Source organism: Streptomyces sp. NPDC088730 (assembly GCF_044751215.1).
In the GTDB taxonomy this organism is placed as follows: domain Bacteria; phylum Actinomycetota; class Actinomycetes; order Streptomycetales; family Streptomycetaceae; genus Streptomyces.
Genome location: NZ_JBIVLK010000002.1, coordinates 308,302 through 323,167, shown reverse-complemented (window position 1 = coordinate 323,167; position 14,866 = coordinate 308,302). Strand labels below are relative to the sequence as shown.

Annotated in this window: 17 protein-coding genes; 8 read left to right on the top strand and 9 right to left on the bottom strand. The window is 69.5% G+C overall.

The genetic code is table 11. The annotated features are described in order from the left end of the window. Positions 1 to 3: 3 nt before the first annotated feature. Positions 4 to 318, bottom strand: a complete 315-nt coding sequence (locus ACIP89_RS08180) for a hypothetical protein (protein ID WP_401925036.1) — start codon at positions 316 to 318, stop codon at positions 4 to 6. Between the two features lie 279 nt (positions 319 to 597). On the opposite strand from ACIP89_RS08180, the gene rpsF reads away from it, so the two are divergent. From rpsF to rplI, 4 genes are all read left to right on the top strand, one after another. Next, positions 598 to 888: a 30S ribosomal protein S6 gene (gene rpsF / locus ACIP89_RS08175; RefSeq protein WP_018101872.1), complete on the top strand. Its 291-nt coding sequence runs from the start codon at positions 598 to 600 to the stop codon at positions 886 to 888. Positions 889 to 962: 74 nt separating this feature from the next. Then, positions 963 to 1,595 carry a single-stranded DNA-binding protein gene (locus tag ACIP89_RS08170; protein WP_401925038.1) on the top strand — a complete coding sequence of 211 codons (633 nt, stop codon included), beginning with the start codon at positions 963 to 965 and terminating at the stop codon, positions 1,593 to 1,595. A 44-nt stretch (positions 1,596 to 1,639) separates the two neighbouring features. Further along, positions 1,640 to 1,876 carry a 30S ribosomal protein S18 gene (rpsR, locus tag ACIP89_RS08165; protein WP_003967857.1) on the top strand — a complete coding sequence of 79 codons (237 nt, stop codon included), beginning with the start codon at positions 1,640 to 1,642 and terminating at the stop codon, positions 1,874 to 1,876. Positions 1,877 to 1,894: 18 nt separating this feature from the next. Beyond that, the gene (rplI, locus tag ACIP89_RS08160) at positions 1,895 to 2,341 is read left to right on the top strand and encodes a 50S ribosomal protein L9 (RefSeq protein WP_073733221.1); all 447 of its coding nucleotides are present in this window, start codon (positions 1,895 to 1,897) and stop codon (positions 2,339 to 2,341) included. 140 nt (positions 2,342 to 2,481) lie between these two features. Here the strand turns inward: rplI and ACIP89_RS08155 are convergent, their stop codons facing one another. Beyond that, positions 2,482 to 3,819, bottom strand: coding sequence for an MATE family efflux transporter (locus tag ACIP89_RS08155; protein WP_402113784.1), 1,338 nt, complete (start codon positions 3,817 to 3,819; stop codon positions 2,482 to 2,484). 459 nt (positions 3,820 to 4,278) lie between these two features. On the opposite strand from ACIP89_RS08155, the gene dnaB reads away from it, so the two are divergent. Continuing rightward, positions 4,279 to 5,757, top strand: a complete 1,479-nt coding sequence (gene dnaB, locus ACIP89_RS08150) for a replicative DNA helicase (RefSeq protein ID WP_401925043.1) — start codon at positions 4,279 to 4,281, stop codon at positions 5,755 to 5,757. A 118-nt stretch (positions 5,758 to 5,875) separates the two neighbouring features. On the opposite strand, the gene ACIP89_RS08145 is transcribed toward dnaB, so the two are convergent. Together ACIP89_RS08145 and ACIP89_RS08140 are read right to left on the bottom strand one after the other, a co-directional pair. After that, the gene (locus ACIP89_RS08145) at positions 5,876 to 6,400 is read right to left on the bottom strand and encodes a hypothetical protein (RefSeq protein ID WP_402113782.1); all 525 of its coding nucleotides are present in this window, start codon (positions 6,398 to 6,400) and stop codon (positions 5,876 to 5,878) included. 118 nt (positions 6,401 to 6,518) lie between these two features. Further along, a complete protein-coding gene (locus tag ACIP89_RS08140) occupies positions 6,519 to 7,676 on the bottom strand; it encodes a M20 family metallopeptidase (protein ID WP_402114562.1) in 1,158 nt (385 codons plus the stop codon). Between the two features lie 268 nt (positions 7,677 to 7,944). Between ACIP89_RS08140 and ACIP89_RS08135 the strand changes: the two genes are divergently transcribed. Beyond that, on the top strand, positions 7,945 to 8,829 hold the full coding sequence (locus ACIP89_RS08135) for a LysR family transcriptional regulator (protein WP_401925048.1): 885 nt from the start codon (positions 7,945 to 7,947) through the stop codon (positions 8,827 to 8,829). A 99-nt stretch (positions 8,830 to 8,928) separates the two neighbouring features. On the opposite strand, the gene ACIP89_RS08130 is transcribed toward ACIP89_RS08135, so the two are convergent. From ACIP89_RS08130 to ACIP89_RS08120, 3 genes are all read right to left on the bottom strand, one after another. Continuing rightward, a complete protein-coding gene (locus ACIP89_RS08130) occupies positions 8,929 to 9,726 on the bottom strand; it encodes a helix-turn-helix domain-containing protein (RefSeq protein WP_402114559.1) in 798 nt (265 codons plus the stop codon). 103 nt (positions 9,727 to 9,829) lie between these two features. Continuing rightward, positions 9,830 to 10,639 carry an alpha/beta fold hydrolase gene (locus ACIP89_RS08125; RefSeq protein ID WP_401926042.1) on the bottom strand — a complete coding sequence of 270 codons (810 nt, stop codon included), beginning with the start codon at positions 10,637 to 10,639 and terminating at the stop codon, positions 9,830 to 9,832. A 70-nt stretch (positions 10,640 to 10,709) separates the two neighbouring features. After that, a complete protein-coding gene (locus ACIP89_RS08120) occupies positions 10,710 to 11,819 on the bottom strand; it encodes an FAD-dependent oxidoreductase (RefSeq protein ID WP_402114556.1) in 1,110 nt (369 codons plus the stop codon). Between the two features lie 83 nt (positions 11,820 to 11,902). Between ACIP89_RS08120 and ACIP89_RS08115 the strand changes: the two genes are divergently transcribed. Together ACIP89_RS08115 and ACIP89_RS08110 are read left to right on the top strand one after the other, a co-directional pair. After that, the gene (locus ACIP89_RS08115) at positions 11,903 to 12,583 is read left to right on the top strand and encodes a TetR/AcrR family transcriptional regulator (RefSeq protein WP_401925211.1); all 681 of its coding nucleotides are present in this window, start codon (positions 11,903 to 11,905) and stop codon (positions 12,581 to 12,583) included. Between the two features lie 215 nt (positions 12,584 to 12,798). Then, positions 12,799 to 13,500, top strand: a complete 702-nt coding sequence (locus tag ACIP89_RS08110; RefSeq protein ID WP_401925057.1) for an N-acyl homoserine lactonase family protein — start codon at positions 12,799 to 12,801, stop codon at positions 13,498 to 13,500. Between the two features lie 21 nt (positions 13,501 to 13,521). On the opposite strand, the gene ACIP89_RS08105 is transcribed toward ACIP89_RS08110, so the two are convergent. Both ACIP89_RS08105 and ACIP89_RS08100 read right to left on the bottom strand, forming a co-directional pair. After that, positions 13,522 to 13,929 (bottom strand): RidA family protein, encoded by a 408-nt coding sequence (locus tag ACIP89_RS08105; RefSeq protein ID WP_402113780.1) that lies wholly within the window; start codon positions 13,927 to 13,929, stop codon positions 13,522 to 13,524. A gap of 55 nt (positions 13,930 to 13,984) precedes the next feature. After that, positions 13,985 to 14,740 carry a dienelactone hydrolase family protein gene (locus ACIP89_RS08100; RefSeq protein WP_401926034.1) on the bottom strand — a complete coding sequence of 252 codons (756 nt, stop codon included), beginning with the start codon at positions 14,738 to 14,740 and terminating at the stop codon, positions 13,985 to 13,987. Positions 14,741 to 14,866 lie beyond the last annotated feature (126 nt).

Sequence of the window (14,866 nt, the reverse complement as noted above, 5' to 3'; positions counted from 1 at the left end):
CGCTCAGCCCACCACGCCGCCGAAGAGCCCGCCGTGGGCCATACCGAGGAAGAACCCGATGGCGGAGGCTCCGATACCGAGGATCAGCGGGAACCGCTCCCGCGTCGTCACGGAGATGTACTGCCCGTACGCGCCTACGAGGATTCCGATGAGCCCGGCCCACGAGCTGATCAGATGCAGGCCGTGGAACCACGCCGTTACGAAGGCGAGGATGCCGAGGGCCACTGTGACCGCCACCAGGGCGTCCTGGAGCGGATGAGCCTTTCCGTCCGTGGCGAAGAGGGAGACGGACGAGCGGGGTCGCACTGCGTGTGCCATGGAGTACCTCCTGGCCGAAAGGCGGCGCATCGTGGCGCCGCTCACACCCGATGTGTACAGATTGCGTCTCCTGACCACCGGATTTCAACCGGAAGCCCGTCTACAGGTACTCTGGACGGTCTGCACCGGTGTCTGCCCGGCCACCCCACCTCAGCCCCCTCTCAACCGAGGGCGTTGTCAGTGGCGGCTGTTTTACTCGGAGACACTGTTGCTTACGCATCACGACCCTCCTGCCACGGAACGACCGTGGCCGCTGAGTCCAAAGGAGGTGGGTTCCACATGCGTCACTACGAGGTGATGGTCATCCTCGACCCCGATCTCGAGGAGCGAGCAGTCTCCCCGCTGATCGAGAACTTCCTCTCCGTCGTCCGTGAGGGCGAAGGAAAGGTTGAGAAGGTCGACACCTGGGGCCGTCGTCGGCTCGCTTACGAGATCAAGAAGAAGCCCGAGGGCATCTACTCGGTCATCGACCTGCAGGCCGAGCCTGCGGTCGTCAAGGAGCTCGACCGCCAGATGAACCTGAACGAGTCGGTCCTCCGGACCAAGGTCCTCCGTCCCGAGATCCACTGAGCTTCTAGCTCAGTGGTCATCGGGTTCGAGTAGCAGCAAGCAGCCAGAAGCAATCCCCGCCGAGAGGTTCATCCATGGCAGGCGAGACCGTCATCACGGTCGTCGGCAATCTCGTCGACGACCCCGAGCTGCGCTTCACCCCGTCCGGTGCGGCGGTCGCGAAGTTCCGCGTCGCGTCCACTCCCCGCATCTTCGACCGGCAGACCAATGAGTGGAAGGACGGCGAAGGCCTGTTCCTCACCTGCTCGGTCTGGCGGCAGGCGGCGGAGAACGTCGCCGAGTCGCTCACGCGAGGCATGCGCGTTGTCGTGCAGGGCCGGCTGAAGCAGCGGTCGTACGAAGACCGCGAGGGCGTCAAGCGCACGGTCTACGAGCTGGACGTCGAGGAAGTCGGCCCCAGTCTCAAGAACGCCACGGCCAAGGTCACCAAGACCACCGGTCGCGGTGGCCAGGGCGGTCAGGGCCAGGGTGGATACGGCGGCGGTCAGCAGGGCGGCGGTAACTGGGGCGGCGGTCCCGGTGCTGGTGGCCAGCAGGGTGGTGGCGGCGCTCCCGCCGACGACCCGTGGGCCACGAGCGCGCCGGCCGGCGGCCAGCAGGGCGGGGGTCAGCAGGGTGGCGGAGGCGGCTGGGGCGGAAGCTCCGGCGGTTCCGGCGGCTCTTCTGGAACGTCTGGCGGCGGCTACTCGGACGAGCCTCCCTTCTAAGGGCAGCTCGTACCCCCACTTCTTGATCACACAGGAGAAACACCATGGCGAAGCCGCCTGTGCGCAAGCCTAAGAAGAAGGTCTGCGCGTTCTGCAAGGACAAGACCCAGTACGTGGACTACAAGGACACGAACATGCTGCGGAAGTTCATTTCCGACCGTGGCAAGATCCGTGCCCGCCGCGTCACCGGCAACTGCACGCAGCATCAGCGTGACGTCGCCACGGCTGTCAAGAACAGCCGTGAGATGGCGCTGCTGCCCTACACGTCCACCGCGCGATAAGGGAAGGGTGACCGAATCATGAAGATCATCCTCACCCACGAGGTCTCCGGCCTCGGTGCTGCTGGCGACGTCGTTGACGTCAAGGACGGGTACGCCCGTAACTACCTGGTTCCGCGTGGCTTCGCCATTCGCTGGACCAAGGGTGGCGAGAAGGACGTGGCGCAGATCCGCCGCGCCCGCAAGATCCACGAGATCGCCACGATCGAGCAGGCCAACGAGATCAAGTCCAAGCTTGAGGCCGTGAAGGTCCGTCTGGCCGTTCGCTCCGGCGACGCCGGCCGTCTCTTCGGCTCCGTCACCCCGGCCGACATCGCCTCGGCGATCAAGGCTGCCGGTGGTCCGGACGTCGACAAGCGTCGTGTCGAGCTCGGCTCGCCGATCAAGACGCTCGGCGGACACCAGGTGTCCGTGCGTCTGCACCCCGAGGTCGCTGCGAAGCTCGGCGTCGAGGTCGTTGCTGCCTGATTCAGGCCGCATCTCAGCAGAACAGTGAAGGGCCGCACCTCTTGAGGTGCGGCCCTTCGCCGTTTCCCGGTGGACCCCTGCCTGTTTCACGTGAAACAGGCAGTTTCACGTGAAACAGGCAGGGGTCCACCGGCGGCGGCTCAGCGAGCGGCGCCGGTGACCAGCCACTTGCCCGACCGGGTCCGCAGCCAGAGCGTCGCCATGCGGACGGCCATCATCAGCGTCATCGCGCACCACAGTGCCGTCAGCCCGCCGCCGAGGGTGGGAACCAGCAGGGCCACCGGGGCGAAGACGGCCAGAGTGACGAGCATGGCCCAGGCCAGATACGGACCGTCGCCGGCGCCCATCAGCACGCCGTCCAGAATGAAGACGACCCCGGCGATCGGCTGGGTCAGGGCCACCACCAGCAAGGCGGGGAAGAGGGTGTCCTGGACGGACTGGTCGCTGGTGAACAGCGGCACGAACAGCGGCCGGGCGAGAACGATCAGTAGCCCGAACAGCACGCCGGACGCGATGCCCCACTGCACCATGCGGCGGCAGGCCTCGCGCGCGCCCTTGGCGTCATCGGCCCCCAGATAGCGTCCGATGATGGCCTGCCCGGCGATGGCGATGGCGTCCAGCGCGAAGGCCATCAGGCTCCAGAGCGAGAGGATGATCTGGTGCGCGGCTATGTCGGTGTCTCCGAGCCGGGCGGCGACGGCGGTGGCGATGAGCAGGACGGCGCGCAGCGACATCGTCCGGACCAGGAGGGGGACGCCGGCCTGGGCGCTGGCCTTGATGCCGGCGACGTCGGGCCGCAGGGAGGCGCCGTGGAGTCGGGCGCCGCGGACCACCACGACGAGATAGGCCGCGGCCATCGAGAACTGAGCGATGACCGTGCCCCAGGCCGATCCGGCGATGCCGAGGCCGGCGCCGTAGACGAGGGCTACGTTGAGGGCCCCGTTGGCAGTGAAACCGCCGATGGCGACATAGAGCGGGGTGCGGGTGTTCTGCAGGCCCCGGAGCACCCCGGTCGCGGCCATCACGACGAGCATGGCGGGGATGCCGAGGCTGGAGATCCGCAGATAGGTGGTGGCGTAGGGGGCCGCGGTGTCGGACGCGCCGAAGATCTCCACGAGCCAGGGGGACAGGGGGAGCGTCAGGGCGATGACCGCGAGGCCGAGCAGGATCGCCAGCCAGATGCCGTCCATGCCCTGACGGATCGCGGAGGACAGGTCCCCGGCCCCGACCCGGCGGGCGACCGCTGCTGTGGTGGCGTACGCGAGGAAGACGAAGATGCTGACGCCGGTCGTCAGGAGGGCCGCCGCGACGGCCAGGCCGGCCAGTTGCGGGGTCCCGAGATGGCCGACGATGGCGCTGTCGACCATGACGAACAGGGGCTCGGCCACGAGCGCGCCGAAGGCGGGAACCGCGAGTGCGATGATCTCGCGGTCGTGCCGACGGCGACTGGGTGGCGGGCTCGCCGGTGCCTGGGTCATAGGGGCCAATCTAATCTTCCACAGGTAACAGATGCAATCCCTTATTGATCCTTACATATGGAGGAGTTCGGCGTTCTGCTGCGGGTGTGTTGCCGTGATCTTGAGCCGACTCGGAAAGTTTTTCTCCCCCACAGTCGGTGGATGAGAAAAACGCAGGTCAGACGGGTGATGGTGGAGGTGCTATGAGTTTGTCCACAGTGCTGTCCCCCGGTCCGTGCACAGGTTCTGCGTGGTTCTCCACAGCATCTGGTCCGTCGTCCACATGCCCTGTGGATAACCAGATTGGCTGACGGTGCTCGGAGGCCTAACGTGGTGCGGCGCCCCCACCCCGTTTCGGCCTGGAAACCCGGCAGAACCCGACACACCGCAACCGGAGTCGGGCGTCTTGTTTGTCGGTGCCGTGCCGTAAGAAAGAGTGGCACGGCTAGGTCCGCGGAGCGGACGGGAGGAGGTGGCCGGATGAGTATCCCCGAGCCCTTGGACGACCCCTGGGCCGACACCGGCCCCAGCGACCGGCTGCCCGTCTCCCGTCAGCGCCGGGGCGAGAGCCGTGACCGCGGTGAGCAGCACGACCGCGGCCGGGAGAGCAGCGGCTGGGAGGGCGGTTCCCGGGAGTTCGAGCGGGTGCCGCCCCAGGACCTCGACGCGGAACAGTCGGTCCTCGGCGGCATGCTCCTGTCCAAGGACGCCATCGCCGATGTCGTGGAGATCATCAAGGGCCACGATTTCTACCGGCCCGCCCACGAGACCGTCTTCCAGGCGATCCTCGACCTCTACGCCAAGGGCGAGCCGGCCGACCCGATCACCGTGGCGGCCGAGCTCGTCAAGCGCGGCGAGATCACCAAGGTGGGCGGAGCCCCGTATCTGCACACCCTGGTCCAGTCGGTGCCGACCGCGGCCAACGCCTCGTACTACGCGGAGATCGTTCACGAGCGCGCCGTCCTGCGGCGGCTCGTCGAGGCGGGCACGAAGATCACGCAGATGGGATACGCGGCCGACGGCGATGTGGACGACATCGTCAACTCCGCGCAGGCCGAGATCTACGCCGTCACCGAGCAGCGGACCAGCGAGGACTATCTGCCGCTCGGCGACATCATGGAGGGCGCGCTCGACGAGATCGAGGCGATCGGGTCCCGCAGCGGAGAGATGACCGGTGTGCCGACCGGCTTCACCGATCTCGACGCCCTGACCAACGGCCTCCACCCGGGCCAGATGGTCGTCATCGCGGCCCGGCCCGCCATGGGTAAGTCCACGCTCGCCCTGGACTTCGCACGGGCCTGCTCGATCAAGAGCAATCTGCCCAGCGTGATCTTCTCGCTGGAAATGGGCCGCAACGAGATCGCGATGCGACTGCTGTCCGCCGAGGCGCGGGTAGCGCTCCACCACATGCGCTCCGGCACCATGACCGACGAGGACTGGACCCGGCTGGCGCGACGGATGCCGGACGTCTCCGCCGCCCCGCTCTACATCGACGACTCCCCGAACCTCTCCATGATGGAGATCCGCGCGAAGTGCCGTCGCCTCAAGCAGCGCAACGATCTCAAGCTGGTGGTCATCGACTATCTGCAGCTCATGCAGTCCGGTGGCTCGAAGCGCGCCGAGAGCCGTCAGCAAGAGGTCTCGGACATGTCCCGAAACCTCAAGCTCCTCGCCAAGGAGCTGCAGCTTCCGGTCATCGCGCTCTCCCAGCTGAACCGTGGCCCGGAGCAGCGGACGGACAAGAAGCCGATGGTCTCCGACCTCCGTGAGTCCGGTTCCATCGAGCAGGACGCCGACATGGTGATCCTGCTGCACCGTGAGGACGCCTACGAGAAGGAGTCACCGCGGGCGGGCGAGGCGGACCTGATCGTGGCCAAGCACCGTAACGGTCCGACGGCGACGATCACCGTGGCCTTCCAGGGGCACTACTCGCGCTTCGTGGACATGGCGCAGACCTGACCGGCGAGCGGTGGGACGGACCCTTTGCCCCGTCCAGCGACAAGGCCGCGGGGCAATGGGTGCGGCCACGCGTCGTCGGGGTCCGCCACGGTATCGGTTCGGCCGTCACCTGCCCTTCTCAGCGAATACCGTTCCTGGCCAGCTGATTCAGCAGAGCGTCCACTATGGGGGGCTTCAGACCCAGCGCCAGGAACGCCAGGGGCCTGAGGCCGTGCCGTGCGATCTCGAACCGGTGGAAGGCCATGAAGACCGACGCGCCGATGGACCGGTTCAGCACGGTCACCTCGCTCCACGCCACCGTGTCCTGCACGCCGCCGAAGAGATTGGTGACGACCAGGCCGTCCGCGTGGACATAGCATCGCCTGAGTCCGAACCTGGCGGACATACGACGCCATGCCAGCGTGAGGCCGAACAGGACGAACACCACCGCTGTCAGGACGGAGCCCTTGGCGAACGCCGCCGGGGGCCTGATGGCGATCAAGCCGATGATCAGGATGACGTACAGGACCACGCCGGCCCGCCGCGCCATCTGCGTCAGGCCACCTGCCACTCCCGCGATGGGATAGCTGTCGAGCTTCTCGCCGAGGCCGAGCCCGTTCAGGCCCCCTCGCACGGCGAATCGTCTTCTCTGGAACAGAGCCATGATCTCCCCATGGATTCGGACCGGCCGTCAGCCGTCCCGGTGCGGCTGACGGGACGGCGGCACCAGCGGTAGCGGTTTCACCGGGTTCGAGAGGCTGGGAGAACGTCCCAGCCGTGTTTCACACTGAGTCACGCCGGTCACGGTCGGGACCGCGCCGTGTCCGCATGATGAGTTGAGCGAGCAGACGGGTGCGGGGGACCATCCGCACGACCTTGACGTACTCGGTGCTCGCGTGGGCGCCGGCGCCCACGGCGCCCAGGCCGTCCAGCGTCGGACAGCCCGCAGCCGCGGTGTAGTTGCCGTCCGAGGCGCCGCCGACGGCGATCCCCCGCAGCGGTGCCTCGCCCAGTTCCGCGGCGAGTTGGAAGGCGAGGGCGAACAGTCCGGCGGAGGACCCCGGCTCCATGGGCGGTCGTTGGCTGCCGCCCAGCACCTCCAGCCGGGCGCCGGGCGTCCGCGGCGTGAGCCCCCGTATGAGGGCGTCGACCCGGTCCTGTGCCACCTGGGTCGGCACGCGCACGTCCACCGACACCCGTGCCAGCGCGGGCACCGTGTTGCGCGCGCTGCCGGCCGACAACAGGGTGGGCGTGACGGTGGCGGAGCCCAGGACGGAGTCGGTGCCGTCGCCCGGGACGGGGCCGGTGCGGCCGACGCCACCCATCGCGGCCCCGAGACCGGCGATGGACAGCACCTGGTGAGCGGCCTCGACCGCGGCGTTGATCCCCTTCTGCGGTTCCAGACCCGCGTGCGCCGCCCTGCCGTGTACGACGACCTCGTACCGCGAAGTTCCCTTGCGGGCGGTCTTGAGCGCACCCTCGTCGTCCGCGGACGGTTCCAGAACAAGGGCGGCCGCGCACCCCCGCACGGATTCCTCGATCAGTTGCCGGGAGGTCGCCGAGCCGACCTCCTCGTCCCCGTTGACCAGCACGCCCACCCCGTCCAAGGACGGAAGCGAGGCCAGGGCATGGAACATCTGCACCAGGCCCGCCTTCATGTCCAGGACCCCGGGGCCGCGGGCGATCCCGTCGGTCACCGACCAGGGGTGGCTCTCGATCGACCCCATGGGCCACACCGTGTCGTGGTGCCCTATCAGCAGGACCCGGGGGGTGCCGAACGTCCACCGCAGATGGGTCACACCGTCGATCACGATCGTCTCCGGCCGGGCCCCCAGCAGTCTCGTCCCGAGCGCGCCCACGACCTCTGCGCTCCGCGCCACCGCCGCGTGGTCGGCCGAGAAGGACTCGCAGCGCACGAGTTCCTCCAGATCGGCCAGCATCGCCGGCAACAGGACGGCGGCCTCCCGGGTCATCGGTCCCCTCCCCTGACAACTCCCGCTCGTGATAACCGTCGTGACCACACATTTCCCCCTCGGGCTTCCTGGGCAGCGGTGCGGCGGGGCCGATCCCCTGCGAAGCCCCGCCGTGCGAACGACGTTAGGGCGAGCCGAGCCATTCCACCAGCGACTGGATTGCATAGGACCCATGCGTATGGAGAATGGGTTGGGAAGACGGGCGACGCCCGGAGGATCGTGAAGGGGGAGGGGCGTGTTCGAGGTCGACGCACTGCGGCTGCTCGTGGCCGTGGCCAGGACCGGATCGTTCACCAAAGCGGCAGTTCAGCTCAACTACACACAGTCCGCGGTGTCCCGGCGGATCGCCGCGCTGGAACAGCAGGCGGGCGGGCCCCTGTTCGAACGGCTTCCTCGGGGCGTACGGCTCAATCCCCTCGGCCGGACACTGCACCGGCACGCCGTGGAGGTGCTCGACCGGCTGTCCCGGGCGGCACGGGAGCTGGCCGTCTTGAACGCGGGGAACGGCGGACTGCTGCACACGGGAGCCTTCGCCACCGCCAACATCTCGCTGGTGCCCGCCGCTCTGCGGGCACTCCAGCTCGCCAAGCCGGATGTCGAGGTCATCGCGGTCGAGGGCTGGACCGACACGCTGATGGAGCGCCTCGGGGAAGGGGCGTTGGACCTCGCTGTCGTCAGCGACTACCCGTCCGGCCTGCCGTCGGCCACCGGTGTCACGACGACCGTGCTGTGCGAGGACGAACTGTTCGTGGCGCTCCCGCGCACGCACCGGCTGGCCGGGGTCCCCACGGTCGACCTGCGTGAACTGCAGGACGAGGCATGGCTTCACAGTGCGTACGGCGACCGTCCGACGATGCTCGCCGATGCCTGCGCACGGGCGGGCTTCACCCCCAGGAAGATCATCCGGATCGCGGAATGGACCGGGAAGTTCGGCTACGCGGCCGCCGGGCTGGGGGTGGCGCTGGTGCCCTCGCTGGCCGCCCGGGCGGTCCCCGACGAACTCGTCCTGCGCCCCCTCACCGACCCGGCCCTGCGCCGGACCGTCCATGTGGCGCTGCCTGCGGCCCCGCTGCCGGCGGCACTGACACTGAGGGATCTGCTGCACCGAGCCGTTGACTGAACCAACGGCTCCGGGCTGCTTGAGCTGACCCGCTCCGAGCTCGTCGCCCAGCGGGCTCTACGGCCTGGAGGCCCCGGTGAGTGGGCTGCTGCGTTTGCTTCACGGCTTCTGCGACGGCTCCTGTGCGTGTGGCCGGCCGGCGGTCGGAGCCGGCCACGCCACGTCGTCGAACCCGAGCCACGGCGCGGCGGCGACGGCGGTGGGCGTCACCCCGGTGAACGCCCTGACCTCGCGGTGGAGGTGGGACTGGTCGGCGTAGCCGGTCGCGGCCGCCACCGTAGCGGCGGCCTCACCGGCCGCGAGCAGGTGAGCGGCGTGGTCGAAGCGCACCAGCCGGGCGGCCGGCTTGGGGGCGAGGCCGACCTGGGACCGGAAGCGGGACCAGAGGCGTTCACGGCTCCATCCCACCTCGCTCGCCAGGTCGTCGACCCGGACCCGGCCGCGGCCGGTGAGTATCCGCGACCAGGCGGCAGCGACCTCCGGGTCGTGCGGAGGGCGGGCGTCCAGTCGTCGGCCGAGGACGTCCGCGGCGATCGCGAACCGCTCGTCCCAGGACGTGGCGGCACGCAGTCTGTCCTCGGTCCGTCCGGCGTCGCGGCCCCAGACGTCTGCCAGCGAGGCCACCGAGCCGACGAGTTCGGCGGATGCGCCGAGCACCGCGCCGGCCACGACCGGCGACAGCCGGATCTGGAGGCACCGGCATCGTTCGGACTCCGGACCGCTGACCCGGAGTACGCCCGGGGTCAGTCCGACGACGACGCTGCCGCGTTCACGTCTGCCGTGCACGTCGTAGGCGGGGCCTTCCCCCTCGCTCAGGTCCACGAACAGGGTGACCGAGGGGTGGGCGACCATGGTGATGTCCACGAGCGCGGGGACACGCTGGGCGAACCCGGCCATGGTGATACCGGGAAGCCGCTCCGGCTTCCGCGGGACGGCGACTTCCACTGATGTCCGGTCGGGTGACCCGGTGGTCCACACGGCGCCAGGGTAGCGATCGGCGTCAGCGGGGGGCAGCCGCGAAGGCCAGCAGCAAGGCGACGGTCTTCTCCGGTGCCTCGAACATGGGGAGGTGCCCGACGCCGGGCAGCTGCTCGACGCGCGCGTTCGGCACCGTGCCGTACCGGTGTGCCGAAGCCGGGTCCCAGCGGCGGTCGGCCGCGCCGAAGATCACCAGGACCGGGACGTCGAGGGCGGCGAGGCGCTCGGGAACGCTCCGCTCGGCGATGTACGCGGTGTTCCGGCGCAGCACGGTCCTGAACGTGCGGTAGCCGATGCCCCGGGCCTCGGTGATCAGGTCGTCCGGGATGTCCACCGGGCGGTTGCACACAGAGGCCATCCCCTTGCGGAGCATCGAGTCCGAGCGGATCGGCCAGAGGAGCGGGCCCAGCGGCGGGGCGGTCAGGGCCCGGAGGACGGCGGGCTGCGGAAGGAGCGCTTCGGGACTCGGGCCGCTGCTGATCAGCGCGAGCGAACCGACCAGGTCCGGGCGTTGCCCGGCGAGCGCGGTGGCGATGTACCCCCCGCTGGAGTGCCCGACCGCGGTGACCCGGCCGAGGGCGAGTTCGTCGACTGCCGCGGCCAGGCGGCCCGCCTGCTCGGCCACGTCGTACGACGGAGCGGGCGGGGAGTGGCCGTGACCCGGCAGGTCGATCCGGATGACGTGATGCCGCTCGGAGAGGGCCGGCACCACCGGGCTCCAGGAGCCGCCGGAGAATCCCGATCCGTGGATGAGCAGCAGCGGCGGGGCCTGCCGCGGGCCGCAGCGGACCACGTGCATCCCGTGCGAGTGCGTGACGTCTTCATGTCCCATGTACGGGACGATGCCTGTGCGTACGGCGATCGGTCTTGTACGAATGTCGCCGCTGAGGGCGGTCCCGCCCTCAGCCGGGCCGGAAGAACTTGAGCATCCTCCGGCCGGCGTCCGGCGACATCAACAGGTCCTGCATCTTCGCGGACATCCGGGCGGCGGCGCCGGTGCGTTCGAACATCTCGCGCTCGTACTCCTTGACGGCGGCGGGTACGTCGTCCGGGTGCGCGGCCAGCGCGAGGCCGAGCAGTGCGCCGTCGACCAGTGCCATGTTGGCGCCCTCACCCACCGGCGGCATCAGATGCGCGGCATCACCGAGCAGCGTCACGTCCGGCGCCGAGGGCCAGGTCAGGCCGGCCGGGAGCGTGCTGATCGAGCGCGGTACGACCGTGTCGTCGCAGGCCGCGATCAGTGCGGTGAACCGCTCGTCCCAGCCGGGGAGCAGCTCGATCAGCCGTGCACGGGCGGCGGCCGGGTCGTCGAACGGGATACCGCTGGCGGCGAACCAGTCCTCGGCGGTGTTGTAGAAGCTGATGCCGATGCGAACGCGGCCGTCGCCGTTGCGCTGGGCCGCCAGGGAGATTCCGCCGCCGAGCACCCAGTAGTTGCCGCGACCGACCATCGCCGCGAGGTGGGGATGGGTGCGGTCGATGTCGGGAATGCCGATCTCGACGACGTTCTGGCCTATGTGCGCCGGGCGGGCGTCGGTGAGCAGGGGGCGGACCCGGGAGCGTGCGCCGTCCGCGCCCACCAGCAGGTCATACGGTGCGCTGCCGCCGCCGGCGAAGCGCAGCAGGCCGTTGTCGGCGGACTCGAAGGCGTGCCCCCAGCGCACCGTGCCCTCGGGGAGGGAGTCCAGCAGCAGGTCGCGCAGATCGGCACGGTCGATCTCGGGCCGCTCGGACGGGGCGTCGTCGGGCGTGTCCTCCTGGAGGAGCAGGGTGCCGTCCGGCTCCAGGAGGCGCATGTCCTGCCCCTCGCCCCGGGCGAGCGCGTGGAACCGGTCGATCAGACCCGCCTCACGCAGCGCCCGCTGGCCGGAGTGGATGTCGAGCATGCCGCCCTGACCGCGTGCGTCCCGGGACGATTCCCGTTCGTAGACGGTGGCGTCGATCCCGTTCACATGCAGCACCCGGGCAAGGGCCAGGCCGCCTGGACCGGCTCCGACGATGGCGATGGTCATGGGCATGTACTTTCCCTTCGGCACGGTCATACACCGTATTGACCGATACACTGTATCGCTCGATGCTCTGTAGTGTGAGCGGCATGTTGGTGTGGGAGAGGCCGGAGCCCCAGAATCGCCCGGTACCGGTGCCCTTGAGCCGGGAGGACATCGTGCGAGCGGCGATCCGGCTGGCCGACGCGGACGGTCTGGACGCGGTGTCGCTGCGCAAGGTCGCCACCGCACTGGATGTCCGTCCGATGCGGCTGTACAGCTACATCGCCGGCAAGGATGAGCTGCTCGACCTGATGGTCGACGCCGCCCACGCCGAGATCCGGCCGGTCGGAGACGGCTGGCGCGAGGTGCTCCGCTCTCTCGCCGAAGCCACTCGGCACGCCGCTCACGAGCACGAATGGCTCGCGGACCTGCTGGGCGGCCGGCCCCAGCTCGGGCCAAACGCGCTGGCCAGCGGGGAGACCGTGGTGGCCGCTCTGGGCGACATCGGCCTGGACGCCACCATGCCGGTGGTCGCCGCGGTCAACGCGTACGTGATCGGGGCGGTGCGCCGGGAGAACGCAGAGCGGCGCGCGGAACGGGCCACCGGGATGGACGAGAGGCGCTGGCAGGCATCGCTCGGGCCCTATCTGGAGCGGACCTTCGCCACCGGCCGGTTCCCCGCGCTGGCCACGGTGGTGCGCGATGCCGCCCACCTGGACGCCGACCAGACCTTCCGGCTCGGCCTCGACTTCCTGCTCGACGGCATCGAGGCCCGCCTCTCACGGTGACGCGAAGGGCCCGCCTCCCATGGTGACGCGAAGGGCCCGCTTCTCAGGGTGACGCGCAGCCGGAGGACACGACGGCCTCGCCCCGCACTCTGCCCCTTCCCCGCTGCCTGCCCTGTCCCCGCTGTCCGCTCTGTCAGCTGTGTCGGCTCTGTCGGTTCTGTACGCCGTCGGCAAACACCCCTGGGGCGGCGGCAGTTCCCTGCCAGCATGACCGGATGAACAACAACACGGCGGTTCGTCGCCTCGACCTGGGGTACTTCGTCCGGCCCGCGTCAGAGACCGGTGGCCCTCAGCCGCGAGTTGAATCCGTACTCGCCTACCTGGTCCGGCGTGACGAGGGGCTGATCCTCTTCGACACCGGTATCGGAGACGCCGGTCCTGACACCGAAGCCCACTACCGCCCACAGCGCCGAGAACTCCGGAGGGCGCTCGCGGCCTCCGGAGTCTCCCTCTCCGATGTGTCCCTGGTGGTGAACTGCCATCTTCACTTCGACCACTGCGGGGGCAATCCGCTGCTGGCCGGCAGGCCGATCGTGGTGCAGGACGTGGAACTGGCCACCGCCCGTCGAGGCGACTACACCGTGGACGAACTCGTCGACTTCCCCGGTGCGACCTATGAGGAGATCTCCGGAGAAGCGGAGATCTGGCCAGGAGTATGGATCGTTCCCACCCCCGGCCACACCGACGGTCATCAGTCACTGGTCGTCCGGCAGAGCGACGGCACCGTCATCCTCGCCGGACAGGCACATGATTTCGCGTCCCACTTCGCAGCCGACCAGCTGGCTCACCACGCCGGACTCCAAGGTCTGGAACAGCCGCTTCCCCCCTGCCGGCCATGGCTGGGGCGGCTCCTGGAGTTCGACCCACAGCGCGTGCTGTTCGCGCACGACTGCTCGGTCTGGGAACCGCCTCGCTGAGCAATAAGGGGGGCCCGGGGCTCAGTCGAGTACGGCGGCGACGGCTTCGATCTCGACGAGCTGGTCCTTGTAGCCGAGCACGGTGACACCCATCAAGGTGCTGGGGACGTCATGGTCGGCGAACGAGTCGCGGACTACCTGCCAGGCGGTCACCAGGTCCTCCTGACGGGCTGACGCGACGAGGACCCGGGTGCTGATCACGTCCTGGAGCGACGCGCCCGCGGCGGCGAGAGCGGTCCGCATGTTGTCGATCGCTTTCGCCGCCTGGCCCGCGTAGTCCCCGATCGCCGCCGTGGAGCCGTCATCGTTCAGCGGGCACGACCCGGCCAGGAAGATCAGGCGGGACTCGGCGGGCGCCGTCGCCGCGTAGGCGTACTCGGCGACGTCGGAGAGGGAGTCGGAGCGGATCAGAGTGATGGCACGAGCCATGGTTGTGCGGTCCTTTCCTGGTCGGTACGGAGGGCCGGACGCCCCGCCCGCCGCGTCATGCCGCCGGCCGTCCCGCCGCCGTGGCCGGCTCCCCCAGCGGCAGGCATTCGGCGAGCAGGTCGAGGACGTCACGCCAGGCCCGCCGCGCGTGAAGCGGATGGTGGCCGACGCCGGGCAGCACGGTGTGGGCGACCGTCGGATGGTGGAAGGCGTGCTGGGCTCCGCCGTAGACGGCGAGGCGCCAGTCGACGCCCGCAGCCTGCATCTCGGTGACGAACGCTTCGCGTTGGGCGGGCGCCATGATGGGGTCTTCCGAACCGACGGCGGCCCATACCGGGCAGCGAATACGCGCGGCCTCGCCCGGCCGGCCCGTGTTGAATCCGTTGATCGTCCCGATCGCGCGGAGGTCGACTCCGTCGCGTCCGAGTTCCAGCGCGATGATGCCTCCGGTGCCGTAGCCGATGGCGGCGATCCGGTCGGGATCGGTCCGTGGTTCGGCGCGCAGCACATCCAGCGCCGCGTGCCCGATGTCCCGCAACCGGTCGTGGGAGGCGAGCAGCGGGGTCACATGCGCCAGCATCTGCTGGGGGTCTTCGAAACAGCGCCCGCCGTTGATGTCGAAGGCCAGCGCCACGTAACCCAGCTCGGCCAGGGCGTCGGCCCGGCGGCGCTCGATATCGGTCAGGCCGAGTCCCTCGGGCCCGAGCAGGACCGCGGGCGCGCGGTCGGTGCCGGCCGGGAGCGCGAGGTATCCGATCATCGTCAGTCCGTCGGCCCGGTACTCGACCGTGCGCGTGGTAACCGTCGTCATGTGACTGGACTGTAGTGATCCCCGGCCCCGGACGGGTGGTACTTCACCCTCGGCGGAACACCGCCGGATGCCTTTCGCCGAAGAGCTCAAAGACTGTTGACGGCTGGCCGGGCCGGATCCCCTCCA

Coding starts and splice junctions, on each gene's coding strand:
- ACIP89_RS08125 (WP_401926042.1), bottom strand. CDS start 10,639: ATGGGACATGAAGACGTCACGCACTCGCACGGGATGCACGTGGTCCGC.
- rplI (WP_073733221.1), top strand. CDS start 1,895: ATGAAGATCATCCTCACCCACGAGGTCTCCGGCCTCGGTGCTGCTGGC.
- rpsF (WP_018101872.1), top strand. CDS start 598: ATGCGTCACTACGAGGTGATGGTCATCCTCGACCCCGATCTCGAGGAG.
- ACIP89_RS08105 (WP_402113780.1), bottom strand. CDS start 13,929: ATGGCTCGTGCCATCACTCTGATCCGCTCCGACTCCCTCTCCGACGTC.
- ACIP89_RS08145 (WP_402113782.1), bottom strand. CDS start 6,400: ATGGCTCTGTTCCAGAGAAGACGATTCGCCGTGCGAGGGGGCCTGAAC.
- ACIP89_RS08100 (WP_401926034.1), bottom strand. CDS start 14,740: ATGACGACGGTTACCACGCGCACGGTCGAGTACCGGGCCGACGGACTG.
- rpsR (WP_003967857.1), top strand. CDS start 1,640: ATGGCGAAGCCGCCTGTGCGCAAGCCTAAGAAGAAGGTCTGCGCGTTC.
- ACIP89_RS08115 (WP_401925211.1), top strand. CDS start 11,903: ATGTTGGTGTGGGAGAGGCCGGAGCCCCAGAATCGCCCGGTACCGGTG.
- ACIP89_RS08170 (WP_401925038.1), top strand. CDS start 963: ATGGCAGGCGAGACCGTCATCACGGTCGTCGGCAATCTCGTCGACGAC.
- ACIP89_RS08110 (WP_401925057.1), top strand. CDS start 12,799: ATGAACAACAACACGGCGGTTCGTCGCCTCGACCTGGGGTACTTCGTC.
- ACIP89_RS08180 (WP_401925036.1), bottom strand. CDS start 318: ATGGCACACGCAGTGCGACCCCGCTCGTCCGTCTCCCTCTTCGCCACG.
- ACIP89_RS08130 (WP_402114559.1), bottom strand. CDS start 9,726: ATGGCCGGGTTCGCCCAGCGTGTCCCCGCGCTCGTGGACATCACCATG.
- ACIP89_RS08140 (WP_402114562.1), bottom strand. CDS start 7,676: ATGCTGGCCGATCTGGAGGAACTCGTGCGCTGCGAGTCCTTCTCGGCC.
- ACIP89_RS08155 (WP_402113784.1), bottom strand. CDS start 3,819: ATGACCCAGGCACCGGCGAGCCCGCCACCCAGTCGCCGTCGGCACGAC.
- ACIP89_RS08120 (WP_402114556.1), bottom strand. CDS start 11,819: ATGACCATCGCCATCGTCGGAGCCGGTCCAGGCGGCCTGGCCCTTGCC.
- dnaB (WP_401925043.1), top strand. CDS start 4,279: ATGAGTATCCCCGAGCCCTTGGACGACCCCTGGGCCGACACCGGCCCC.